We start from the raw sequence: 22,918 nt of genomic DNA, 5'->3' as shown, positions 1-22,918 counted from the left end.
GGACTGCCCCGGACGGACGTGACCGGTTCATGTGCGTCGGCGGATCCGCCGGCGCACGGCGCCGTCGAGGTATACGGAGCCGAGCCGCCGGGGTGTCCCGTGCTGCACGGCTCCCCGCAGGGAGAGGCACCCTCCGATCATGAACGTCCGCCGCAGTGCCGCGGCCATAGCCGCCGCCGTCACCGTGATCGGCTTCGCGGCTCCCGCAGCCGTCGCAGATCCGTCCCCCGCCCCGTCCGCGTCGCCGTCGCTGCCCGCCGGGCTCTACGGCACCGGCGACCCCCAGTACGACGGCGTCTGGCGCCAGTCCCTCGCCCTGCTCGCCCAGCACACCGTGGGTGTGCGGCCCGCCGCGAAGGCCGTGGACTGGCTGGCCGGGCAGCAGTGCGCGGACGGTTCGTTCGCCCCCTTCCGTGCCGAGCCGGTCAAGGCCTGCGACGCCAAGGCGATGGTGGACACCAACGGCACCGCCGCCGCCGTACAGGCCCTCGCCGCGCTCGGCGGGCACGACGCCGTGACCGGCAAGGCGGTGTCCTGGCTGAAGTCCGTGCAGAACAAGGACGGCGGGTGGCCGTACACGCCGGGCGGGCCCAGCGACGCCAACTCCACCTCGGTCGTCATCGGCGCGCTCGCCGCCGTGGGCGAGAAGCCCGAGAGCGTGGTGAAGGGCGGCAAGTCGCCCTACGACGCCCTGGTGGGGTTCGCCCTGCCGTGCTCCGCCGACGGGGGCGGTGCCTTCGCCTACCAGCCGGACAAGAAGGGCGGGCTCGAGGCCAACCCGGACGCCACGGCCGCGGCCGTCGTCGCCGCGCTCGGGCAGGGCCTGGCCGCCGAGGGCAGGAGCGGCAAGGGCTCCGGCGGCGGTGGTTGCGCCGACGCCGGCAAGCCCGATCCGGCTCAGGCGGCGGCCAACGGCGCGGCGTACCTGGCGCAGGCCGTCGCCAAGGACGGTCACCTCACCTCCGTGCTCCCCGGCGCCACCGACCAGCCCGACTACGGCAACACCGCCGACACCGTCGTCGCCCTCGCCGCGCAGGGCGGGGCCGCACAGGCGCAGAAGCCGCTGAAGTGGCTGGAGCAGCACGCCGAGGCGTGGGCCGACCAGGGCGGGCCCGCCGCCTACGCCCAGCTCGTCTTCGCCGCCCACGCGGCCGGGGCCGACCCGCGTGACTTCGGCGGCATCGACCTGGTCGACCGGCTCAACGCGACCGGGCCGGCTCCCCAGGCCACCCCCGTGGGCAAGGCCGCCGAGGATGCCAAGGACACCAAGGAGTCCACGAAGAACGACTCCTCCTCCGGCATCTGGTGGGCCGTCGGGGTCTTCCTCGTCGCCGGCATCGGCATCGGCTTCCTGCTGATCAGCCGCAGGAACAAGCAGCCGGGGCAGCAGCCGTGATACGCCGGATCCGGGTGCTGTCCGCCCTCGCCCTGGCCGCCTTCCTGCTGGCGGCCGGGGTCGGGCAGGCGCAGGCCGTGGGGTACCGGTACTGGTCCTTCTGGGACCGCGACGGCGCGAACTGGACGTACGCCACCGAGGGGCCGTCCACGGCGCGCCCCTCCGACGGTGACGTGCAGGGGTTCCGGTTCTCGGTGAGCGAGGACTCCCAGGACGCCAGCAAGCCGCGCGGGACGGCCGACTTCGAGGCCGTCTGCGGCGAGACACCGGCCCGGGAGGGCGGCAAGCGGGTCGCGCTCGTCCTCGACTTCGGTACGCGCGCGGACGCCCCGGCCGGGGAGACCCCGCCGGCGCCGCGGACCGCCTGTGCCCGGGTGCCCTCCGACGCGACCACCGCGGAGGCCCTGGCGTCCGTCGCCAAGCCGCTGCGGTACAACACCAACGCCCTGCTGTGCGCCATCTCCGGGTATCCCCAGAAGGGGTGCGGCGAGCAGGTGGCCTCGGGGAAGAGCCCCGCGGAGGAGGACGAGAAGGGGAAGAGCCCCGCCGAGGAGAAGAGCGAGCCCGGGGCGGGCCCGTCGGTGGGTCTCCTCGCCGGTGGTGCCGCGGTGCTCGTGCTGGGCGCGGCGGCGGTGTGGCAGGCGCGGCGGCGCAGGGATGCGTGAGACCACCGTGCACGCGGGTGCGTGGTGGCTGTGGGCCCTGGCTCTGGGGACCGCGGCCACCCGCACCACCAACCCGCTGCTGCTCGGCCTGCTCCTGGCGGTCTCCGGCTATGTCGTGGTGACCTGCCGTTCCGCCACGCCCACCGCCCGCTCCTACACCGCCTTCCTCAAGCTCGCCCTCGCCGTTCTCGTCATCCGTCTCGTCTTCGCCGTCGTGCTCGGCTCGCCCATCCCCGGCACGCACGTGCTCGTCTCCCTTCCCGAAGTCCCCCTGCCCGACTGGGCGCAGGGCATCCGGCTCGGCGGCAGGGTGACGGCCGAGGCGGTCGTCTTCGCGCTGTACGACGGGCTGAAGCTGGCCACCCTGCTGATCTGCGTGGGCGCCGCGAACGCCCTCGCCGCGCCCACCCGGCTGCTCAAGTCCCTCCCCGGCGCCCTGTACGAGACCGGCGTCGCCGTCGTCGTCGCGCTCACCTTCGCCCCGCACCTGATCGCCGACGCCCGGCGCCTGCGGGCCGCCCGCCGGCTGCGGGGCCGGCCCGACCGGGGGGTGCGCGGGCTGCTGCAGGTCGGACTGCCGGTCCTGGAGGGCGCGTTGGAACGCTCGGTGGCCCTCGCCGCCGCGATGGACGCCCGCGGCTACGGCCGTACCGCCGAGGTCGCACCCGCCGTGCGCCGTACGACCGCCGCGCTCACCCTCGGGGGTCTGCTGGGCGTCTGCGCGGGGACGTACGGACTGCTCACCGCCGAGGGCGGCACCTACGGCCTTCCGGTGCTGCTCGCCGGGCTCGCCGCCGCCCTGGCCGGCCTGTGGCTGGGTGGGCGCCGCTCCCCTCGTACCCGCTACCGTCCCGACGCCTGGAACCCGCGGTCCTGTGCCGTGGCGGGGTCGGGCGCGGTGGTCGCGGCGCTGCTGGTGCTCGCCGCCGCCCGGGATCCCGAGGCCCTGCACCCGGGGGTGGTGCCGCTCGTCGCGCCCGCCCTTCCGTTGTGGCCCGCCGCCGCCGTACTCCTCGGCCTGCTCCCCGCCCTCACCGCACCCACACGTCCCGCCCGCAAGGAGCCTTCGTGATCCGCTTCGAGGATGTCTCCGTGACCTACGACGGGGCGGACCGGCCCACCGTCCGGGGCGTCGACTTCGAGGTCCCCGAGGGTGAACTCGTGCTGCTCGTCGGGGAGTCCGGCGTCGGCAAGTCCACCGTGCTCGGCGCGGTCGGCGGGCTCGTGCCGCACTTCACCGGCGGCACCCTGCGCGGGCGGGTCACCGTGGCCGGCCGCGACACCCGCACCCACAAGCCGCGCGAGCTCGCCGACGTGGTCGGCACCGTCGGCCAGGACCCGCTGTCGCACTTCGTCACCGACACCGTGGAGGACGAACTCGCCTATGGCATGGAGTCGTTGGGGCTCGCCCCGGACGTCATGCGGCGGCGCGTGGAGGAGACGCTGGACCTGCTGGGCCTGGCCGGCCTGCGCGGCCGTTCCATCGCCACGCTCTCCGGCGGCCAGCAGCAGCGGGTCGCGATCGGCTCGGTCCTCACCCCGCACCCGAAGGTCCTGGTCCTGGACGAGCCGACCTCGGCGCTCGACCCGGCCGCCGCCGAGGAGGTCCTCGCCGTCCTGCAGCGGCTGGTGCACGACCTCGGCACGACCGTCCTGATGGCCGAACACCGCCTGGAACGTGTCGTCCAGTACGCCGACCGGGTCGTCCTCCTGCCCGCTCCGGGCGCCGCCCCGCTGCTGGGCACCCCGGCCGACGTCATGGCCGTCTCCCCCGTGTGTCCGCCGGTGGTGGACCTGGGCCGGCTGGCGGGCTGGTCCCCGCTGCCCCTGACCGTGCGGGACGCCCGCCGCCGCGCCGCGGACCTGCGGGAACGGCTGGACGGGCGGGAGCCCGTGCCCACCGAGGCGGTGCCGGCCACTCCGCCCCCGCTTCCCGTACCCCGGCAGGCGTCGCGGTGGCGGCTGCGGCGGCAGGCCGTTCCCGAGCCCGGGGCGGAGCCCGCGCCCGTGGCCGAGGTCCGCTCCCTCTCCGTGCGCCGCGACGGCATCCAGGCGCTGCTCCACGTCGACCTGTCTCTCGCCCCCGGCGAGACCATCGCGCTCATGGGCCGCAACGGCGCCGGGAAGTCCACGCTGCTCGGCTCGCTCGTCGGACTGGTCGAACCGTCCGGCGGGTCGGTGCGGGTGAGCGGCGCGGTCCCGCACCGAACCCCGCCGCGCGAACTCGTACGGCGGGTCGGCCTCGTCCCGCAGGAGCCGCGCGACCTGCTGTACGCCGACACGGTCGCCGCCGAGTGCGCGGCGGCCGACCAGGACGCGCAGGCCGCGCCCGGAACCTGCCGGGCGCTGGTCTCCGAGCTGCTGCCCGGCGTCACCGACGACACCCACCCCCGTGACCTGTCCGAGGGCCAGCGGCTGGCGCTCGCGCTCGCCGTCGTGCTCGCCGCGCGCCCGCCCCTGCTGCTGCTCGACGAGCCGACGCGCGGACTGGACTACGGCGCGAAGGCCCGCCTGGTCGCCCTGCTGCGCGAACTCGCCGCCGAGGGGCACGCCATCGTGCTCGCCACGCACGACGTGGAGCTGGCCGCCGAGCTGGCCCACCGGGTGGTCCTGCTCGCCGAGGGCGAGGTGATCGCCGACGGCCCGACGGCCGAGGTCGTGGTGTCCTCCCCGTCCTTCGCGCCGCAGGTCACCAAGATCCTGGCCCCGCAACGGTGGCTGACGGCAACCCAGGTCCGCGAGGCGCTGGCATGAAACCCGTGCAACTCACCCCCCAGGCCCGGCCCGTCCGCCTGGGCCCCCGCTCCCTCGCCGCGCTCGCCCTGGTCAGCGCCGTCGGGGTGGCCGCCTTCACCTGGCCGTTCCTCACGCCGCCCACCTCGCAGCTCAGCGCGCACGCGCAGGACGCGCCCTGGCTCTTCGCGGGGCTGCTCGTCCTCCTCGTCGCCGTGGTCGCCGCGACGATCTCCGAGTCCGGGCTCGGCCCGAAGGCCGTCGCCATGCTGGGGGTGCTGGCCGCGACGGGGGCCGCGCTGCGCCCGATCGGGGCGGGGACGGCCGGGATCGAGCCCATGTTCTTCCTGATGGTGCTGAGCGGCCGGGTGCTCGGGCCGGGCTTCGGGTTCGTGCTGGGCTCGGTGACGATGTTCGCCTCCGCGCTGCTCACGGGCGGGGTGGGGCCGTGGATGCCGTTCCAGATGCTGGCCATGGGCTGGTTCACCATGGGCGCGGGCCTGCTGCCGGGCCCGGACCGCCTGCGCGGCCGCATGGAACTCCTGCTCCTGGCGCTCTACGGCTTCCTGGCCGCCTTCGCCTACGGCACCGTCATGAACCTCGCGGGCTGGCCCTTCATGGGCACCCTCGCCTCCTCCATCGCCTTCGACCCGCACGCGGGCGTTCCCGCCAACCTGGCCCGCTTCGTGGCGTACTGCCTGGCCACCTCGCTGGGCTGGGACCTGGGCCGGGCCGCCGTCACCCTCGTACTGACCCTGGTCCTCGGCCCCGCCGTCCTCAGGGCACTGCGCCGCGCCACCCGCCGGGCCGCCTTCGAGACGCCGGTCACTTTCGACGCGTCGGCGCGGTGACGGTCGGCGTCCCGGCCCGCACCGAGCGTGACAGCCCCGGTGAAGGAGCCCACATGACCTGGATCACCTACGAAGCCGGGTCGTAGCCACAACCGCCTGGCATGCGCACGCCTTTACCCGCGCCGACCTGGGCATTGAGACCCGGCTCACACGAACGGCTCTCATCACGAATGCGACGACAACTAGTAAAAGGGGTGTTTGCGGGAGGTTTTTCCGCCTGCTTCTCTGGACGACGTCGCCAGGCGCCGACGGGCCCCACGGGAGTCCCGGACTGCTCGCGACTCACCGCCCCCGACGCAAGAGGATCTCCGTGACCGTCTCCTTCATCCGCCGCATCGCCGCCCCGAAGAAGGCCCTCACCACCGCCGCCCTGGTCGCCGCCACCGCCGGCGTGGCCCTCGGCTCGGCCCCCGCCCACGCGGCCACCGGTACCTCGGCCGCCGGCGCGAAGGCGATCGCGCGCCAGATGATCCAGGACGACGCCCAGTTCAACGCGTTCAGCAACATCATCCAGCGTGAGAGCAACTGGAACGTCTCGGCCACCAACGCCTCCTCCGGCGCCTACGGCCTGGTCCAGGCGCTGCCCGCATCCAAGATGGCCTCGGCCGGCGCCGACTGGAAGAACAACCCCAAGACCCAGATCAAGTGGGGCCTGGACTACATGGAGTCCCGCTACGGCAGCCCCGTCGGCGCCTGGAAGTTCTGGCAGGCCAACGGCTGGTACTGAGCCGACCCGACTCGCCGGTGACCCCGGCGCGAGCCACTCCACGGCGCCCGTGAAGGCGGCGGCCCCCGATCCCCCGGGCCGCCGCCTTCGCCGTGCCGTGCGGCCTCCATGATCGATGCGCGGGGAGGAACCGTACCCGTGCGGGAGTCGATGTGCCAGGATGCCGCCCATGGTGAACGTGGACCGTCATCTGGCCGATGACGAGGAGCTGGTGCACGCGACCCGCCAGCACTGGACCCAGATGGTGGGCGAGTTCGTCGTCCTGCTGCTCGTCTGGGCCGTGGCGGGTGCGCTGTTGTGGGTGATTCCGTCCGACCAGGACTGGGGCACCGTGGCCCGATACGTGGTACTGGGCCTGGCGGTGATCATCTCCGTGTGGTTCTGGCTGCTGCCGCTGCTGATATGGCGCAGCACCGTGTACATCGTCACGACGAAGCGGGTCTCCGTGCGCAAGGGCTTCCTGACGAAGACGGGGCACAGCATCCCGCTGGCCCGCGTCAACGACGTGGAGTTCCGCGCCACTTTGTGGGAGCGCATCCTGCGCGAGGGGACCCTGACCATCCAGTCGGGGTCGGAACAGGGCACGCTCGAACTGAAGCACGTGCCGGCCCCGGAGGGTCTGCAGAGCCTGATCTACGCGGCGGTGGAGGACGAGCAGCGCAGCCATCAACGGAGCGACGGCGCGCTGCAGCCAGGTGCTGGGTGACTTGTCCCGAACCCCTCTCTGTCAGGGGTGGAGGGCCGCCTCGCCCATGACGCGAACGCCCGTCCTCTCCCCCGGGCCTACCGGTACGGGGCCCGCGATGCGGATGTCGACCGGGGTGTCGTGGCCCTCGACGGTCACGGTGACCATGGCGTCGTGGCCGTAGTAGCGGACGTCGGTGACGGTGCCCCGGACCGCGCCGTCGGTGTCCGTGGCGGTCAGCCGGAGTTGTTCGGGGCGGAGCAGGATCGTGCCGGTCCGGAGCCCGTTCGAGGGGGCGGTGAGGGAGACCGGGCCCAGCGCGGTCAGGGCCGTGCCGTTGCCGTCGACGGTGCCGGGGAGCAGTACGGCCTCGCCGACGAAGCCGGCGACCCAGGGGTCGGCGGGGCGCCGGTAGAGGTTCTGCGGGGTGTCGCACTGGGCGACCTCGCCGTCGCGCACCACGGCGACGAGGTCGGCGGTGGACAGTGCCTCCTGCTGGTCGTGGGTGACGAGCAGCGCCGTCGCGCCCGTGGCCCGCAGCGCTGCCCGCACGTCCGACCGCACGCCCGCTCGCAGCGCGCTGTCCAGGGCGTTGAACGGCTCGTCCAGCAGCACGAGTTGGGGTCTGGGGGCGAGCGCGCGGGCCAGCGCGACGCGCTGTTGCTGCCCGCCGGACAGCTCGTGCGGCATGCGGTCGCCGTACCCGGCGAGGCCGACCAGTTCCAGCAGTTCCCCGGTGCGGCGTCGCCGTTCGCCGCGGTCGACGCCGGTCAGTCCGAAGGCGACGTTGCGGGCCACGCTCAGGTGGGGGAAGAGGGCGCCCTCCTGCGGCACGATGCCGATCCGGCGCCGCTCCGGCGGGAGGTGGACGCCGGGTCCGCTGACGAGCCGGCCGCCGAGCCGGACGGTGCCGGTGTCGGCGCGCAGGAAGCCGGCGACGATCCGCAGCATGGTCGTCTTGCCGCAGCCGGAGGGGCCCAGGACGGCGGCCAGCGCCCCGGCCGGGACGGTGAGTCCGAGGCCGCGCAGGACCGGTTCCCCGGCCCCGTAGGACTTGGTGAGCCCTTCGACGTGCAGTTCGTTCATGTCGTCGCTCATGTCGTCGCTCATGTCGTTCGACTCCGGTGCTTGCCCAGGAGGTAGGAGGGTACGGCGGCCAGCAGGATCAGCGCGGCGGCGTAGGGGGCGGCGGCCGCGAAGGAGCCCGCGCCGGTCTCGGTCCACAGCCGGGTGGCCAGGGTGTCCATGCCGGTGGGGCGCAGCAGGAGCGTCGCGGGGAGCTCCTTCATGCAGACCACGAAGGTGAGCGCGGCCCCGGCGGCCACTCCGGGCGCGGCGAGTGGCACGGTGATCTCGCGCAGCACCTGCCAGGGCCGCCGCCCGAGGGAGCGGGCCACGTCGTCCAGGACGGGCGGCGCCTGCAGGACGGCGGCGCGGGTGGCGGCCACCGCGACGGGCAGGAACAGCACGGCGTACGCGCAGATGAGCAGCGGGATCTGCTGGTAGAGGGGGTAGGCGTAGCGGACCGCGAAGAAGACCAGCGCGAGGGCGACCGTGATGCCGGGCAGCGCGTGCCCCGCGTACGCGGCCTGCTCCAGCAGGCGGGCGCCGCGGCCCCGGTGGCGGGCGGCGATCACTCCGACCGGCAGGGCGAGGAGCGTGGTGAGGCCCGCGCCCGCGGCGGCGACGCCGAGGGTGGCCCAGGCCGTCCGGGCGAGCCCGCCCAGGTCCCAGGTGGCCGAGTTGCCGACGGCCAGCCAGTACCCGAGGACGGCCAGGGGGAAGACCACGGCGACGGCCGCCACCGCCGCGCACCACAGCAGGGCGGGCGTCCGCCACCGGCCGAGGGCGACCGGGACCGCCGGGCGGGCGGTGCCCTTTCCGGTCCTGGCGTGTCCGGCCCGGCCGCGCGTCCGGGCCTCGGCGGCGACCAGCGCGATCGTCATCACCACCAGCACCACGCTGAGCGCGGCCGCCGGGGTGCGGTCGAAGGAGGCGCGGTACGAGGTGTGGATGGCCCGGGTGAACGTGTCGTACCGCATGAGCGAGACCGCGCCGAAGTCGGAGAGCGTGTACAGCGCGACGAGCAGGGCGCCGCCGCCGGCCGCCGGCCGCAGCTGGGGCAGGGTGACGCGGACGAAGGTCCGCAGCGAGCCGTGTCCCAGGGAGCGCGCGGCCTCCTCCTGCGCCGGGTCGAGGCCCCGCAGCGCGGCGGTGACCGGCAGCAGGACGTACGGGAAGCTGACCAGTGTCATCGCGAGCGCGGCTCCGCCGAATCCGGCGAGTCCCGGCGCGGCCGACAGCCAGGCGAACGCCGTGACATAGCTGGGCACGGCGAGCGGCAGGGTGGCCAGGATCGCCCAGGCGCGGGCTCCGGGCAGTGCGGTGCGTACGGTCAGCCAGGCCAGGGAGACCCCCAGCAGCAGAGAGGCCGTGACGACCACGGCGGTCAGGCCGAGGCTGCGGGCGAGGAGGTCCCGGGTGCGTTCGTCGGAGACGATGTCCCAGGCGTAGGCGGGGCCCCGTTCCAGGGCGCGGACGGCGAGGTAGCCGAGGGGCAGCAGGGCGAAGAGGGCGGCGACGCAGGCGGGTACGAGCAGCACCAGGGACGGCCTCCGGCCGGCCGTGTCCCCGCTTCCCGGCGTACGCGCCCTTCCGGAGAGCAGGGGCAGGCGGAAGGAGCGGGCGGAACGGGCCGGACTGCCCTGGTCCGGCCCGTCTGCGCGCTCACGCCCGGCCGGGGCGGGAGCTCCGGCCGGGCGTTCGGTGGCGGACGGCGAGGTGTGCACAGCGGGTCAGACCAGACCTTGTTCCTGGAGCATGGTCAGCGTCTGCTGCAGGGACTCCAGCTTGCCGAGGTCGATGTCGGGGGACTCGAGCGACTCGAACGGCGGCAGGTCCTTCACCGAGCTGGTGACGCCCGCGGCCAGCGGGTACTCCTTCGTCTCGTCCGCGAAGTAGGTCTGCGCCCTCTTCGACAGCAGGAAGTCCAGGGCCTTCTGGGCGGCCTCGCTCTGCCCGGTGTCCTTGAGGACGCCCGCGCCCGCGACGTTGATCAGCGCGCCGGGGTCCTTGCCGGGCAGGAAGTGCAGCTTGGCGGCGACCTTGTCCTGGCCCTTCTCGGCGACCCGCTCGTACCAGTAGTAGTGGTTGATCAGACCGAGGGAGACCTCGCCGGACTCGACGGCGTCCAGGGTGGCGAGGTTGTTGGCGTAGGCCTTGGCGCCGTTCGTCTTCAGGCCCTTGAGCCAGGTGCGGGTGGTGTCGTCGCCCTCCAGGACCCGCATCCCGGTGACGAAGGCCTGGAAGGAGGCGTTGGTGGGCGCGTACCCGACCTTGTCCTTCCACTCCGGCTTCACGACGTCGAGGACGCTGTCGGGGAGCTCGCCCTCGCGGACCTTGTCCGGGTTGTACGCGAGGACGCGGACGCGTCCGGAGAGGCCGACCCAGTCGCCGTCGGAGCCGCGGTACGCCTTGTCGACCTTGTCGAGGGTGGCCGCCGGCAGCTTCTGCAGCATGCCCTCCTTGGACAGGGCGCCGAGCGCACCGGCGTCCTGGGAGAAGAACAGCCCCGCCTTGGTGCGGCCGCCCTCCTCCAGGATCTGGGCGGCGAGTTCCGCGCTGTCGCCGTATCTGACCTCGACCTTGCTGCCGACCGCCTTCTCCAGCTCGTCCAGGAGCGGCTGGACCAGCTTCTCGTTGCGGCCGGAGTAGATGACGAGGGTGGAGTCCCCGTTGCCGGCGTTCTTGGCTCCGGCGCCGCTGTCGTCGGAGCCGCAGGCGGCGAGGGTGGGGAGCAGCAGACCGGCCGCGGCCAGCGCGGTGAGCCGGCGCGCCGAGGTGCGTCGCATCGTGTGGTGCCTTCCTGCGTGGCTTGCTCGGGTGCCGCTGGTCACGTCGACGGAAAGCGGGCGGCGAAGCAATGCTGTGGCTTGTCTCTGACCTTGTTATGAATAAGGTAAACCTTACCTAATCGTCAAGCCGACTCGGGGTGGCACCGAAGGTACGGGACGGGACGGCCCGGAGGTACGGGACAGGACGGCCCGGAGGCTCAGCCCAGTTTCCGGCAGTACAGGGCGTCCGGGGTCCGTGCGGAGCCCAGCCGGCCGGTCCAGGCGATTCCGGCGGCGTACTCGTCGTTCGCGCACTGGCCCTTGTAGTGGCCGTGGGCGAAGTCGCCGCCCTGGGGGTCCGGGCCCCTGTTGTCGCCCCGGTCGAACCAGACGGTCCGGCCGCTCGCGCCGAGCGCCCCGGCCGGGGCGGCGGTGCACAGGGCGGCGGAGACGGCGGAGCCGCGGACGCTGTAGCCGGTGAGGAACTGGCCGTCGGCGCACTGGAGTTTGGTGTATCCGTGGGCCCAGTCCCGGCCCGGTGCGACATGGCGCTCGTCGACGACCACCTCGTGGGTGCCGGCCGGGTCCGCCAGGGGGCCGGTGGACACGTCCGTGCACAGGCCGCGGTTGCCGGTGTGGGCGAGGCCGAGGAGACGCTGTCCGTCGGGGCAGACGGCCTTGCGGGCACCTGGGTTCCAGTCGGGCAGGGCCCGCATCCGCCGGGAGGCGACGAAGTCGCCGTGGTCGGGGCCGAGCATCGACCAGTGCGCCACGGGGTCGACGTGGCCGGTGCGGCCCGTTGCCCGGACCAGCCGGGTCCAGGCGGCGGCCCGCCAGTCGTCCCCGTCGTGGAGGCCCATGCGGTGGCCGCCCGCGTCCCAGTGCAGCAGGGCCCAGCCGTTGCCCTTGTGGTCCTCGTGCCACCCGACGAGCGGCCAGTACGCGAAGTCGGCGTCGGTGCGGATCAGGTGGTCGACGAAGTTCTCGAACCAGGCGCGCGGTGCGGCACCGGTCTCCTCACGGCCCCCGACGCCGAACTCGCTGATCCAGACGGGGGCGGTGAAGTGCCGGTCCTGCTCGGCGGTCACGAAGAACGCCTGGCGGTTCAGGACGTCGACCAGTTCGGTGGGGGTCAGGTCGCGGTAGCGCGGGTCGCTGGTCTCGCCCAGTCCGGTGGCGCCGCTGTGGTTCGGGCCGGTGTAGTCGTAGAAGTGGGCCGAGTACACGAGCTTGCCGGAGTCGACGAGCGTGTGCGAGAGGTGGCGTACGGGTTCCAGGGTGGGGCGCCCGTGCGCGAAGCCGTCGACCGGGATGCCCGTCCAGTTGATGCCCTCGACGATGATCAGGAGGTCGGGGTCGGCCTCCGTCAGGATGCGGTCGCCGAGGTGCTGCGAGGCGGCGAACCAGTCGTGCCGGTCGCCCAGGCCCCAGTTGGGGTCGTCCCAGACGCTGCGGCGCACCTCGTTGTAGAGGTCGGCGCCGACGACACGCGGGTTGTCCCGGTAGCGGCGGGCCATGAAGAGCCAGTCGTTCTCCCAGGCCTCGGTGGACCGGCTCGCGTTCCAGCGTTCGTTGCCGTCGACCCCGCAGCACCAGCGGGTGGTGTTGGTGTGGTTGTTGAGGATCACCGCGAGGCCGGCGGCGGTGAGCTCGCTTACCACCGCGTCGTACACCTGCAGCGGTGTCCTTCCGCGCAGGGAGGGGTTGGCGGCGACGGCGCGGTCGGTGACGGGGCGGCTGTCGTGGATCATCTCGTTGGAGAAGGGCAGCCGGACGCTGTTGATCCCGATCTCCTCGAACCCGGCGATGATCTCGGCCATGGGCGCCCGGTCCAGGCCCAGCGGGACGCGTCCGGAGTTCTCCCCCGCGTGGTGATTGGCGTCCTCCTCGGCACTGCCCGTCCCGTTCCATGTGCCGCTGGCTCCGTGCCAGTTGCCCGAGCGCAGCTTGAAGCGGTTCCCGTTCGCGTCGACGATCCAGCGGCCCCGTGTGCTGAGCGGCGGCGTCCAGTCCGCGGCGGCTCCGGACGGCGCGGCGGCCTCGGCACCGGGCTCCCGCGCCGCGGCGGCCGCGGGTACGGGCGTCAGGGGTGCCAGCAGGAATACGGCGGCCAGGGTGGCCCTGACGAAGGATCCGCGCACGGTGACCGTCCCGGGAGCGTGATTGTCATGGCTTCGTCATCAAGACTACGCGCCACAGCGCCGCGGACGGGCGAACAAGGCGATTTGCGTTCCTTTGACCGGTAAGGACACCCGCACCGGCGTCCGAGCCGAAGCGCTCACCCGCGCGCGGCCTTCACCGGCGCCCCGCGGGGCGTGCCCGCGACCGCCTTCTCGGTCTGTGCCGGGGCCCGTGGCCCCGACAGCGCGTACGTCGGCGCGAAGCCCGCTCCCACCACCAGCGGGCCGGTCAGGCCGAGCCGCAGCAGGGCGCCGTGCGGGGACTGGTTGGCGAGGGCGTCGGCCCGGCCGCCGAGGCCGACGCCCGCCATGTGGTGGACCCAGTAGGTGCAGGAGTCGTGCGGCATCGCGGCCCGGGCGAGCACGGTGCACGCGGCGAACGTGACGCCGGTGGAGACGGCGGCCCTGCGGCGCTCGGTGAACCACAGCAGGGCCGCGAAGAGGAGCACCGGGGGCTGCAGGGCTGCCGCGAGGCCGATCAGCGCGCCGCCGGCCCGCTGCCCGCGCACCACGAAGCAGCCGAGCAGGACGAGCAGGACCGGGATGATGCCGGTCTGGCCGAGCCAGAGCGCGTTGCGCACCGGCAGCGACAGCATGAGCAGGCTGATCGCGACCGGGGCGGTCGGCAGGGAGGTGCGGCGGCCGGCCGGCTGGGGCAGGGCGCGGGCGGCGATCAGGCCGAGGGCGACCACCAGCAGCAGCGTGCCGAAGGTCCACCCCCAGCCGAGGGCCTGTTCGGCGGCTCTGGTCAGCGGTTTGAGGACGAGGCCGCCGAAGGGGTGCCGGTGAACCGCGTGACCCGCGTGAACCGCGTCGAGTCGTACAGCGATCCGTTGACGTGCAGGACGCCGTCCGGGCCGTCCCAGGTCTCCAGGTCGGTGAGCCGGCTGCCGCGCGGGGCGCCGAGGACGACGGCCACCTGGCGTATCGCGAGGACCCCGGCCATCAGCCACAGGCCGAGACGGGTCGCGTTCGGACGCGCCGTGGCCGTGTCCGTGGCCGCCGACGCCCCGAATGCCCCCGCCGGCCCCGCGACCGGTCCCCCGCTGCGCTCCGCGTTCCCCACGCCTCGTCGGTCTCCCGCCCCTGTGCCCCGCTGCGCCCCGCGCGCGCCGTGCGCGGGTGTCCCTCCGCGAACCCTACGAGGCTCCCGCCCCCGGGAGGGGACGCGGGCAACCCCCGCGCTCCACCTGCCGTCCGCTCGCCTTCTGTCCGGTTGACGACAGTGCGCGGGCGGTCCGGTCGCGCCCGCGGGCGCGAGAAGAGTCACAGCGCGGGGCCGCGGAACGCGGTCGGCGGAGGGGCTGCGTGCCTGTACAGCGGGCATTCAGATGCCGTATGCATCGAGTTGCGTACGGCACGTGAAGGGACCAAGCGGTCTTATCGTCGATTTTCGGCCTGCCGTGCGTGGGCCGTTCCCGGCCCGCTCGCCAGCGCCGACGCGTGGGTCACACCCCTGTCCCCGTCGAAAGGTAGGCGAGCGAACCCTTGTCGGCCCCCACAGTCACCGCTCCCCGGTACGTATCCCTCACCAAGACCCCCGACGCCACCGTCACCGACCCTGCGCTCGTCAGGCGCGCCGTGAAGGCGGCCGCGCTGGGCAACGCGATGGAGTGGTTCGACTTCGGTGTCTACAGCTACATCGCGGTGACCCTCGGCAAGGTCTTCTTCCCCTCCGGCAACCCGACGGCGCAGCTGCTCTCCACGTTCGGCGCCTTCGCCGCGGCCTTCCTGGTCCGCCCGCTCGGCGGCATGGTCTTCGGCCCGCTCGGCGACCGCGTCGGCCGCCAGAAGGTACTGGCCTTCACCATGATCATGATGGCCGTGGGCACCTTCGCGATCGGTCTGATCCCGTCGTACGCCACGATCGGCGTCGGCGCGCCGCTGCTGCTGCTGGTGGCCCGGCTGGTGCAGGGCTTCTCCACCGGCGGCGAGTACGCGGGCGCGTCCACCTTCATCGCCGAGTACGCCCCGGACCGGCGGCGCGGCTTCCTCGGCAGCTGGCTGGAGTTCGGCACGCTGGCCGGCTACGTCGGCGGCGCGGGCCTGGTCACCCTGATGACGGCCCTGCTCTCCTCCGACCAGCTGACCTCCTGGGGCTGGCGGATCCCGTTCCTGATCGCGGGCCCGATGGGTCTCATCGGCCTCTACCTGCGGATGCGACTGGAGGAGACCCCGGCGTTCGCGGCGGAGGTGGAGAAGGCCGAGTCGAACCGCCCCAAGGTGCCGCTGCGCGAGATGGTCGCGGGCCAGTGGAAGGCGCTGCTGCTGTGCGTGGGCCTGGTGCTGGTCTTCAACGTCACCGACTACATGCTGCTGTCGTACATGCCGAGCTATCTGACCAGTGTGCTCAAGTACGACGCGACGCACGGCCTGCTCGTGGTGGTCTGCGTGATGGCGCTGATGATGATCGTCCAGCCGTTCGCCGGCGCGCTGACCGACCGTGTCGGGCGCCGTCCGGTGATCGCGGCCGGCTGCGCGGGCTTCCTGCTCCTGTCGGTCCCGGCCCTGCTGCTGATCCGCCAGGGCAGCCTGGCCGCGGTGGGCATGGGCATGGGCGCGCTGGGTCTGCTGCTGGTCTGCTTCACCGCCTCGATGCCCTCCGCGCTCCCGGCGCTGTTCCCGACCCGGGTCCGCTACGGCTCGCTGTCGATCGGCTTCAACGTCTCCGTGTCGCTGTTCGGCGGTACGACCCCGCTGGTGGTCACGGCCCTGATCGGCGCGACCGGCAACCTGATGATGCCCGCGTACTACATGATGGCGGCGGCGCTGATCGGCGGCGTGGCGGTCTGGTACATGGCGGAGTCCGCGGGACGGCCGCTGCCGGGGTCGGCGCCGTCGCTGGAGGCGTAGGCCCGGCCGGGGCCGGCCTGCCCCGCCCCGCCTCGTCTCGGGAGTCACGCCCCCGTCCCCTGCCCCCGTCCCCTGTCGTCACCGCCGATACGGCACCGGCGACAGGGGACGGGGGCGTCGGCATGGCGGCGGATGGCCACCCGCATGCGACTGAAATACCCTGACAGCACCCTTGCGCCCGGCTACATTCATTAGTACGGCTAATTAGCAGGCCTAACCGGCAATACGAAAGGCTTGGTGCATGAGCGACTCGCAGCTCTGGGACGACGTCGACGCCTACTTCACCGCACTGCTCTCCCCGGAGGACGAACCCCTGCAGGCGGCGCTGCGCGACAGCGCGGCGGAGGGCCTGCCACACATCAACGTCGCGCCGAACCAGGGCAAGCTGCTGCAGCTGCTCGCCCAGCTCCAGGGCGCCCGCGCCATCCTGGAGATCGGCACGCTCGGCGGCTACAGCACCATCTGGCTGGCCCGCGCGCTGCCCTCCGACGGCAGGCTGATCTCGCTGGAGTACGACGCCCACCACGCCGACGTGGCCCGCCGCAACATCGCGCGGGCCGGGCTCGACCGGGTCGCCGAGGTGCGGGTGGGCCCGGCGCTGGAGTCGCTGCCCAAGCTCGCCGACGAGAACCCGCCCCCCTTCGACCTGGTCTTCATCGACGCCGACAAGGTCAACAACCCGCACTACGTGGAGTGGGCCCTGCGCCTGACCCGCACCGGCAGCCTGATCGTCCTGGACAACGTCGTACGCGGCGGCCGCGTCACCGACACCTCCGACGCCGACCCGAGCGTGCGCGGCACCCGGGCCGCGCTCGAACTCGTCGCCGAGCACCCGAGGCTGGAGGGCACGGCGATCCAGACGGTGGGCAGCAAGGGCCACGACGGCTTCGCGCTGGTGCGGGTGGTGGCGTAGGACCACGGGTGTCCGTCACACCTCGTGGTAGAAGCCCACGTTGATGCTGCGCGGGCTCGTACGGTCCTGGACGACGACCTCGCCCGAGCCGCCCCGGGGCAGCGGGACGGTCCCGCCGTAGGCGAGGGGCTGGGTGTACTCGCCGACCGTGAGGCGGACCTCGGAGGACGGGTCCGGCTGGGAGCCGCGCAGCCAGGTGACCTGCCAGGTGCCGTCGGGTCCGCACGCGAACTCCAGGTGGACCCGGGAGACGAACAGCCAGTCGTCGGGCGTCGCCAGGCGGCACACGGCCCGGTCCCGGCCCACCCGCAGCACGGCGCCCGGGGCGCTGGGGGCGTCGGCCATGAGCATCCCGGCCGTGGCGCCCTCGTCCGTCCCGGAGACGGTGGCCATGGTGAGTTCGAGCACGTGCGCTCCTCGTGGTTCGGGGCGCGCGAGCCGCTGCCTTGCGCTCGGGTACGCCCATGCCGTGCGCGGAGCTCCGGGTCGGTGCACCGCGGCGGCATGATAAATCGCCCGGCGGGGGCATGTCCGCCACAATGAACCCATGACCGAGCGAAAGCCACCCGGCGTTCCGTTCGGGTCCTGGGTCGACAAGCAGATCCAGAGGATTGCACAAAGAACGTCTCTGACCAGCATGGATGACTGTCTGTGCATCTAGGCATGAGGAAGGCCCCCTGGTCTGCGGCACCAAGGGGCCCTGCCTCCAGTGGGAGCCGGCTGTCAGTCGGTGCTCTCCAGACGCTCCCCGCGACACTCGGCCACTTCCACGGCTGCCTTGGCTGACTGGACAAGGAAGCACAGAGCATGTGTCAACTCTGCCCTGGTCACCTCTGTGTGCCTCTTCAGCAGCTTCTCTACGCGCCCAACGTCCCTGGCTGCGGTCCGCAGGACTGCCTCCTCTGCGTCCTCAGCGATGACAGCCATGAGGCCACCTGGTTGGTAGTAGGCGGTACGCCCTGTCTCGTCTGCCGGCATCCGCTGTAGCTGCACAGTCTCACCTCTACTGCCTCGGTATCCCTCGGTACACCGAAGGGTACTCCGGATGCGAGGTATACGTCAGTGCACCGATGCTCTGATCATGGACCTTGACAGGACACGGGCGGCATGGCCGCAGATCCGGGATGTGATCTTGCAACGGATCAAGGACGGGACCTATCCCCCTGGCTCCAAGGTGCCCTCTGTGATCCAGGTCGCTACAGAGTTTGGTGTCGCCAACTCAACAGCCCAGAGGGCTATGGATGCTGTCAAGGCCCAAGGTCTTACCCGTTCCGAGAAAGGCATAGGGACGTTTGTCCTGTGAATCTTTCTCTGTAGGGATATCTGCCGGCAGAAACACCCCTGGGGTAATGCATGTAAAAGACCTTCCCTGGGACCGCAGGGGCCCTGTCCTTCGACCGTGTACGGGTTTAAAGGCTCTGTACGGCCCTCAGGCAGCCTCTGGGGGTCTAGATGGACTTTGAGCCTGGGGTGGGGTGTTAAGCCCTCAGAACGGCGTACAGAGCTTTCTAGAGGCATCTGGGGGTGCTGGCTCCCCGCAGGATTCGCCTTGGCTGGTGAATCTTCGCCTTAGCAGTATCTCTGCATGTGGTCTCCGCCACACTTTCCATGGTTGGTGTCCGGTTGCGACTCTGGGGACACCTACATACAGGGTGAGATTAAATCTCGGGGACCATGCACACTCGGCGGTGTGCCTCTGGTGTGGCCAGTAGGCCAGGCAGTTCCTAAGTCGTTATGAGGCTCTACACGGATACCTCCCTGTGAGATGGACAGCGTAGAGAAACACTCCTTCCTTGCCCCTTGCTCAACTAGCTTCACAGTGGGGGGTAAGGGGGGCAGTGTCTTCTCTAGCCGTTGTCCTCTTGTGAGTTACTTAAGACTGTCTCTTAGAGAAGAATCTCTCTACAGGCATCCCCCCAAGAGGGATGCCTTTTAGTTCTCTCTAGTGTGTAGGTGGGTCTAGACCTCCCATGAGAGAAGAGATAGGGCCCGGTTTCACGACCGGGCCCTTTTCTCATCTCCACTGTCACCTATCAAGGAGTAACCATCATGCCTAAGCCGTATGACTCTAATTTTGCTATGGAACCTCCGAAGGATCTCCCCCTCTCACCCAAGGTGAAGAGTCTCAGGAAGACGTATCAGGATGCTAAGAAGGCTATTGACTCTTACGCCCAGGAGAATGCTCGATATCGCATGAGGGATGTTTCAGAGATATGGGAATCCAAGCCCCGGTATAGCTCTGTGGCCTTGGAAGAGGCCAAGAGGGGGCTTAAGGATGCCGAGATTGCCGCTGTAGAGGCTGGTAAGCCGCTGCCTGATAAGGATGAGTTCCTTGCCCCGGTCAAGGCCAAGATGGATGAGTACACCCGGACGGTATCGGCTCTGAAGACTGTTGCTCAGAGGGCTAAGCAGGCGTATTCCGATGCTGTGTTCAGTGAGCTAAAGGATATGGGTCTCAAGGAGGCTCAGAAGACTGCCAAGGCTCGTGAAGAGTGGGAGCAGGCTTATCGGGCTATGGTTGCTGCCAAGGCCACTTTGGACCTTCACGCCAGTCTCTTTAGTTGGTGCCTTTCTGCCGGCGGTATGGACTTCTACCCGACACAGGGTCATAGCCAGGGCGAGAATCTTGAAGTCTGGGAGCTTACCGAGGATGGCAGGCTTACGTTTGAAGCAGCCAAGGCACTTGATTACCGCGATTACATGGTGAAGGTTGATGGGCTCATTGAGCCCGACCCGAATCCTCCTGCCCCGGTTGAGCCATGGACGGTGAAGCACACTCCGCAGCAGCACTACAGCAAGCCAGTGGGACACGAGTATGCGAGTTACGTTGGAGAGGTCTACTGAGCCAATGAGAAAGCCCCCGGTATTGAGCCGGGGGGCATTCTTTGTTTGTGCTCCCTCTCAGGGTTCTTGGTAAGGCCTGAACCCTTCGAAGGGATCCGGTGTCTCCCGATGGCCGGCCCTGCCTCCCAACCAGGCTGACGTGCGTCACAGACGTTCTCTGACATAGACTGTCGTCTCCTTCACAGGAGACAGAGGGCGTGTCGATGTTTGGCGACTGAGGCACGCCCTCTACCTGTTCAACAACGGGTGTGGTGCTGGTTATTCCTTGATCTCTTCCGGGCGTACCCAACGGCCGTTCTTTGTCGGGACGAGACCAAGTCGTTCGAACTGAGCCTTCCTCTCGGGCCAAGTCAAAGGCTCCGGAGAGATGTTGAAGGTCTTCCGACCAATCTCTACGCGGTAACCAGACTTGATGAGTTGCTTCCTCTGGCCTTCAAGGTCCAGAGTCCCCCACAGCTCTAGGAACGTCTGTCCGGTGTCCTTCTCGGCCCAGTGACCTTCTACTACCGGCTCTGCTGCCAACTCCGCTTCACGCGTCCGGAGAGCATGCATCCGGTCCTTGTATTCCTTGGGGTTGTCGTCAAACTCCCCATCTACGTACAGGTTCCGCAGACGAGAGATGCGCTTCCGGACTACCTCAAGTTCCTTGGTGTTGTCCGTGCCAGGGACCCATACCTTCTCGGTCACCTTCTCGTGTGCGTACCTCTGTAGGAACTCAAGCTCCAGCCACTCTTCTACTTCCTCGGCACGGACCCTGACACCACGGCACCTGTCTTCTTTAGGCCATGCCGCACAGACGTAATACCGGTACTCCGTGTCTTTGTACTTCCTGGCGCTCTGAGTGGCTTTGCTGCCACAGGTCCCACAGAAGACAACCCCGTACAGAGGTGCCGTGCGGTTGACTCGCCGGACCTTTGTCTTGGTCCGTGCTTCCACGGCTGCCTGGAGAGTGCTCCACTCCCCATCAGTGAAGATGGGGTCTGCAAGCCTGATGGGCTGTTCCTGACTGTCGTACAGAACCTTGCCCTGATGTTTCTTGTAGCCGAGTAGGGCAGGGTCCGTGAGCAGTGCCTTAACGGTTGTCTCTCCCCAACGCTCGGGTACGCCCTCTGCTGCGCCCCTCCGGTGGACAGGCTTACCGCGGCGTAGCCTGGCCCTGTCCCGTGCTGTGTACTCCCCCTTCTCGTTAAGGTACTTGGCCACAGCGAAGAAGGACTGCCCGTCAAGGATCTGACGACGCATCTCATGCAAGACCTTGACCATGTCCGGGTCTTGCTCCAAGTACGTGGCTGTCTTGCCTTCCACGTACCTCTTTACCGGACGGTATCCGAACGGGGGAATGCCCCCTGTCCAACGAGTGGTGAACCGTCGCCGTTCGTGGCTGTCCTTGGTGCGCGACTTAATCCTATCCAACTCCATGGCAGGACCAAGGCCCTTGGCATGGAGCAAGAGCCGGCCTGTCCGGGAGTGCATCTGTTCGTTGAAGCCGGGGTCATCCAAGACCATGACAGTCTTGTTGTGTTCGATGGCCCAGAACACGAACCTGAGGAAGTGGATGTCATCACGGGACAACCTGTCCTGTGTACTGACCCACAGCTCATCCCACTTGGACAGGTTCTCCTCTGACAGCCAAGGGCCGAGTTCCTTGCGCTGGAACGGGTCAACGTCACCCGACACTGACAGGTCTACGGCAGTGCCAACGACAGTGACACCTTCTGTCTCGGCACGCCGGCTCAGCTTGTCGTGCTGACTCTCGATGGAGTCTGAGCGTTCGTTCTTGTCGTCAGAGATGCGCTCTGCGAACAGGACCCGTCGCACTGGACAGCCCCCTCTCCTGTACCGGGTAGGCCCCCTGCCTCCCTAGTCACCAGGGTACAGGATTTTTGCTAATCAGTCTGGATCCATAAGCAGATCCGTGACGCGCAGAGGCGCGGCGAGTTCGACCGGTTGCCGGGGGCGGGCAAGCCGCTGCCGGACGACATGTCGTACGAGGAGCTGTGGTGGGTGAAACGGAAGATGGCCCGTGAGGGCCTGACCGCCCTGCCCCCGACGCTCGCGCTGCGCAAGGAGGCCGAGGACGCGCTCGCGGCGGCCCTCGCGGCCCCCTCGGAGCGGATCGTCCGCAAGATCGTCACGGACATCAACAGCAAGATCCTCGACATGATGCTCATGCCACCGCCCGGCCCTCCGCTGGGTCTGAAGCGGTACGACGCCGAGGAGGTCGTCCACGAGTGGCGCGAGCGGCGGCGGGCGGCGGCCGAGTAGGGTCCGGGGACGGGTCGGAGACAGGCCGGAGACGGGTCAGAGGCGGATCAGCCGGTCGGCCAGCTCGCGGTAGTCCCGCAAGGCCAGCCGCAGCCGCTCGGTGTCGGCGACCGCCGCGGCCTTCCCCGCCTCACCGTCCTGCCAGGCCGACCGCAGCGTACGGCGCCGCCGGGTCAGCGCCTCGGTGAACCGCCCGGCAAGCTCCTCCACCGCCCGGTCCGCCTCCTCCACGGCGTCCCGCGGCCCGTCGACGAACCCGGTGACAGCGTCCCGCAACCGGGCCCCGAACTCGTCGCACTCCTCGGGAGGGAGCAACGGGGCGGGCACAGCGCGTCCGCTTGAGCCGACGTGCGCACCGTGAGCCGCGGGGTCTCCGTCCCACCCCGATGCCCCGGCGGCCCCGGGTACCGCCTCACGACCGTCCTCGCCGCCGGACACGGGGACGCCGTCCCGTCCCACGGACCGGGTGACCCCGCCGTGAGCCTCGCGCGCACCGGCCACCGTCCCACGGCCATCCGTGCCCTCAGGCCCCGGGACGCCGTCCCGCCCCGATGCCCCGGCACCCCCGCCGTAAGCACCGCCGGCCCCGGGCCCGGGAACGCCGCCCTGCGCCGTACGGCCACTCAGGGCGTCGCGGTCCGCCACCGCCTCACCACCCGTGACGGAAGCGGTGCCGGTGGCGGCATCCGAGCCCGCACGCGCCTCATGGTCGATCACCGCGTCATCGCCGGCCACGGCCTCCCGGCCGGTCGCGGAGGTACCGCCGGGCACCGCCCCGCGGCTTGTCGCAGCGTCGCCGGCCTGTCCCGCCTCGCGGTCCCGGACCGCCCCGCCGCCCCGCATCGCCTCGCGACCCGTGACCGCACCACCGCCCGGCGCCGCCTCGCGAGCGGCAGCCGTGTCCCGGTCCGGAGCCGTCCCGGGGCCCGCCACCGGCTCGCGGCCCGCGGCGGCCCCACGGTCCGCCGCGGCC

21 protein-coding genes and 1 pseudogene are annotated in these 22,918 nt (G+C 70.8%); 13 read left to right on the top strand and 9 right to left on the bottom strand.

Annotation, left to right across the window (positions count from 1 at the left end; translation table 11 throughout):
- Window positions 1–139 precede the first annotated feature (139 nt).
- The 7 genes from DEP02_RS26455 to DEP02_RS26425 all read left to right on the top strand — a co-directional run bounded on the left by DEP02_RS26455 (window position 140) and on the right by DEP02_RS26425 (window position 7,078).
- Window positions 140–1,396, top strand: coding sequence for an SCO2321 family membrane protein (locus DEP02_RS26455; RefSeq protein ID WP_112470198.1), 1,257 nt, complete (start codon window positions 140–142; stop codon window positions 1,394–1,396).
- Window positions 1,393–2,061, top strand: a complete 669-nt coding sequence (locus DEP02_RS26450; protein ID WP_112470197.1) for an SCO2322 family protein — start codon at window positions 1,393–1,395, stop codon at window positions 2,059–2,061. Before DEP02_RS26455 ends, DEP02_RS26450 begins: the two co-directional genes overlap by 4 nt.
- Window positions 2,054–3,133 (top strand): CbiQ family ECF transporter T component, encoded by a 1,080-nt coding sequence (locus DEP02_RS26445; RefSeq protein ID WP_112470196.1) that lies wholly within the window; start codon window positions 2,054–2,056, stop codon window positions 3,131–3,133. The genes DEP02_RS26450 and DEP02_RS26445 overlap by 8 nt, the downstream gene beginning before the upstream one ends.
- On the top strand, window positions 3,130–4,815 hold the full coding sequence (locus tag DEP02_RS26440; RefSeq protein ID WP_112470195.1) for an ABC transporter ATP-binding protein: 1,686 nt from the start codon (window positions 3,130–3,132) through the stop codon (window positions 4,813–4,815). Before DEP02_RS26445 ends, DEP02_RS26440 begins: the two co-directional genes overlap by 4 nt.
- Entirely contained in the window at window positions 4,812–5,645 is an 834-nt protein-coding gene (locus DEP02_RS26435; protein WP_112470194.1) for an ECF transporter S component, read from the top strand. The genes DEP02_RS26440 and DEP02_RS26435 overlap by 4 nt, the downstream gene beginning before the upstream one ends.
- A gap of 310 nt (window positions 5,646–5,955) precedes the next feature.
- Window positions 5,956–6,372, top strand: a complete 417-nt coding sequence (locus DEP02_RS26430) for an aggregation-promoting factor C-terminal-like domain-containing protein (protein ID WP_112470193.1) — start codon at window positions 5,956–5,958, stop codon at window positions 6,370–6,372.
- A gap of 169 nt (window positions 6,373–6,541) precedes the next feature.
- Entirely contained in the window at window positions 6,542–7,078 is a 537-nt protein-coding gene (locus tag DEP02_RS26425; RefSeq protein ID WP_112470221.1) for a PH domain-containing protein, read from the top strand.
- Window positions 7,079–7,099: 21 nt separating this feature from the next.
- Here the strand turns inward: DEP02_RS26425 and DEP02_RS26420 are convergent, their stop codons facing one another.
- The 5 genes and pseudogenes from DEP02_RS26420 to DEP02_RS26400 form a co-directional block, all read right to left on the bottom strand.
- A complete protein-coding gene (locus tag DEP02_RS26420) occupies window positions 7,100–8,143 on the bottom strand; it encodes an ABC transporter ATP-binding protein (protein WP_112470220.1) in 1,044 nt (347 codons plus the stop codon).
- 20 nt (window positions 8,144–8,163) lie between these two features.
- Entirely contained in the window at window positions 8,164–9,660 is a 1,497-nt protein-coding gene (locus DEP02_RS26415) for an ABC transporter permease (protein ID WP_232839286.1), read from the bottom strand.
- Window positions 9,661–9,852: 192 nt separating this feature from the next.
- Window positions 9,853–10,908, bottom strand: coding sequence for an iron ABC transporter substrate-binding protein (locus DEP02_RS26410; RefSeq protein WP_112470192.1), 1,056 nt, complete (start codon window positions 10,906–10,908; stop codon window positions 9,853–9,855).
- Window positions 10,909–11,108: 200 nt separating this feature from the next.
- Window positions 11,109–13,031, bottom strand: a complete 1,923-nt coding sequence (locus tag DEP02_RS26405) for a glycoside hydrolase family 5 protein (protein ID WP_112470191.1) — start codon at window positions 13,029–13,031, stop codon at window positions 11,109–11,111.
- A 248-nt stretch (window positions 13,032–13,279) separates the two neighbouring features.
- Window positions 13,280–14,136: pseudogene (locus DEP02_RS26400) on the bottom strand (glycosyltransferase family 87 protein); the annotation flags it as partial.
- 422 nt (window positions 14,137–14,558) lie between these two features.
- Here DEP02_RS26400 and proP point away from each other — a divergent pair.
- Entirely contained in the window at window positions 14,559–15,923 is a 1,365-nt protein-coding gene (gene proP, locus DEP02_RS26395) for a glycine betaine/L-proline transporter ProP (protein ID WP_112470190.1), read from the top strand.
- 241 nt (window positions 15,924–16,164) lie between these two features.
- Complete coding sequence (locus DEP02_RS26390; protein WP_112470189.1) at window positions 16,165–16,836, top strand: O-methyltransferase; 672 nt, start codon at window positions 16,165–16,167, stop codon at window positions 16,834–16,836.
- 15 nt (window positions 16,837–16,851) lie between these two features.
- On the opposite strand, the gene DEP02_RS26385 is transcribed toward DEP02_RS26390, so the two are convergent.
- The gene (locus tag DEP02_RS26385) at window positions 16,852–17,244 is read right to left on the bottom strand and encodes a hypothetical protein (RefSeq protein ID WP_112470188.1); all 393 of its coding nucleotides are present in this window, start codon (window positions 17,242–17,244) and stop codon (window positions 16,852–16,854) included.
- A 315-nt stretch (window positions 17,245–17,559) separates the two neighbouring features.
- Complete coding sequence (locus tag DEP02_RS26380; protein WP_112470187.1) at window positions 17,560–17,763, bottom strand: hypothetical protein; 204 nt, start codon at window positions 17,761–17,763, stop codon at window positions 17,560–17,562.
- A gap of 118 nt (window positions 17,764–17,881) precedes the next feature.
- Between DEP02_RS26380 and DEP02_RS26375 the strand changes: the two genes are divergently transcribed.
- Both DEP02_RS26375 and DEP02_RS26370 read left to right on the top strand, forming a co-directional pair.
- Entirely contained in the window at window positions 17,882–18,139 is a 258-nt protein-coding gene (locus tag DEP02_RS26375) for a GntR family transcriptional regulator (RefSeq protein ID WP_332872001.1), read from the top strand.
- 746 nt (window positions 18,140–18,885) lie between these two features.
- Complete coding sequence (locus tag DEP02_RS26370) at window positions 18,886–19,680, top strand: hypothetical protein (protein ID WP_157977547.1); 795 nt, start codon at window positions 18,886–18,888, stop codon at window positions 19,678–19,680.
- A 258-nt stretch (window positions 19,681–19,938) separates the two neighbouring features.
- Here the strand turns inward: DEP02_RS26370 and DEP02_RS26365 are convergent, their stop codons facing one another.
- Window positions 19,939–21,498: a recombinase family protein gene (locus DEP02_RS26365; RefSeq protein WP_112470184.1), complete on the bottom strand. Its 1,560-nt coding sequence runs from the start codon at window positions 21,496–21,498 to the stop codon at window positions 19,939–19,941.
- 81 nt (window positions 21,499–21,579) lie between these two features.
- On the opposite strand from DEP02_RS26365, the gene DEP02_RS26360 reads away from it, so the two are divergent.
- Window positions 21,580–21,945, top strand: a complete 366-nt coding sequence (locus DEP02_RS26360) for a DnaJ family domain-containing protein (RefSeq protein WP_112470183.1) — start codon at window positions 21,580–21,582, stop codon at window positions 21,943–21,945.
- 36 nt (window positions 21,946–21,981) lie between these two features.
- On the opposite strand, the gene DEP02_RS33685 is transcribed toward DEP02_RS26360, so the two are convergent.
- Window positions 21,982–22,272: a hypothetical protein gene (locus DEP02_RS33685; protein WP_157977546.1), complete on the bottom strand. Its 291-nt coding sequence runs from the start codon at window positions 22,270–22,272 to the stop codon at window positions 21,982–21,984.
- Between the two features lie 378 nt (window positions 22,273–22,650).
- Here DEP02_RS33685 and DEP02_RS35015 point away from each other — a divergent pair.
- On the top strand, window positions 22,651–22,918 hold a 268-nt coding region (locus DEP02_RS35015; RefSeq protein ID WP_232839285.1), incomplete at its 3' end, for a hypothetical protein.

It is taken from the genome of Streptomyces triticisoli, from assembly GCF_003270085.1.
GTDB lineage: Bacteria > Actinomycetota > Actinomycetes > Streptomycetales > Streptomycetaceae > Streptomyces > Streptomyces triticisoli.
Note: the sequence above shows the minus strand (reverse complement) of the source record. Positions and strands in the feature narration are given on the sequence as shown.

What these genes read in the sequence shown, in the direction of transcription:
- DEP02_RS26370 (WP_157977547.1), top strand. Translation starts at nt 18,886, where the DNA reads ATGCCTAAGCCGTATGACTCTAATTTTGCTATGGAACCTCCGAAGGAT.
- DEP02_RS26420 (WP_112470220.1), bottom strand. Translation starts at nt 8,143, where the DNA reads ATGAACGAACTGCACGTCGAAGGGCTCACCAAGTCCTACGGGGCCGGG.
- DEP02_RS26410 (WP_112470192.1), bottom strand. Translation starts at nt 10,908, where the DNA reads ATGCGACGCACCTCGGCGCGCCGGCTCACCGCGCTGGCCGCGGCCGGT.
- DEP02_RS26375 (WP_332872001.1), top strand. Translation starts at nt 17,882, where the DNA reads ATGCGAGGTATACGTCAGTGCACCGATGCTCTGATCATGGACCTTGAC.
- DEP02_RS26425 (WP_112470221.1), top strand. Translation starts at nt 6,542, where the DNA reads ATGGTGAACGTGGACCGTCATCTGGCCGATGACGAGGAGCTGGTGCAC.
- DEP02_RS26390 (WP_112470189.1), top strand. Translation starts at nt 16,165, where the DNA reads ATGAGCGACTCGCAGCTCTGGGACGACGTCGACGCCTACTTCACCGCA.
- DEP02_RS26435 (WP_112470194.1), top strand. Translation starts at nt 4,812, where the DNA reads ATGAAACCCGTGCAACTCACCCCCCAGGCCCGGCCCGTCCGCCTGGGC.
- DEP02_RS26455 (WP_112470198.1), top strand. Translation starts at nt 140, where the DNA reads ATGAACGTCCGCCGCAGTGCCGCGGCCATAGCCGCCGCCGTCACCGTG.
- DEP02_RS26445 (WP_112470196.1), top strand. Translation starts at nt 2,054, where the DNA reads ATGCGTGAGACCACCGTGCACGCGGGTGCGTGGTGGCTGTGGGCCCTG.
- DEP02_RS26380 (WP_112470187.1), bottom strand. Translation starts at nt 17,763, where the DNA reads ATGGCTGTCATCGCTGAGGACGCAGAGGAGGCAGTCCTGCGGACCGCA.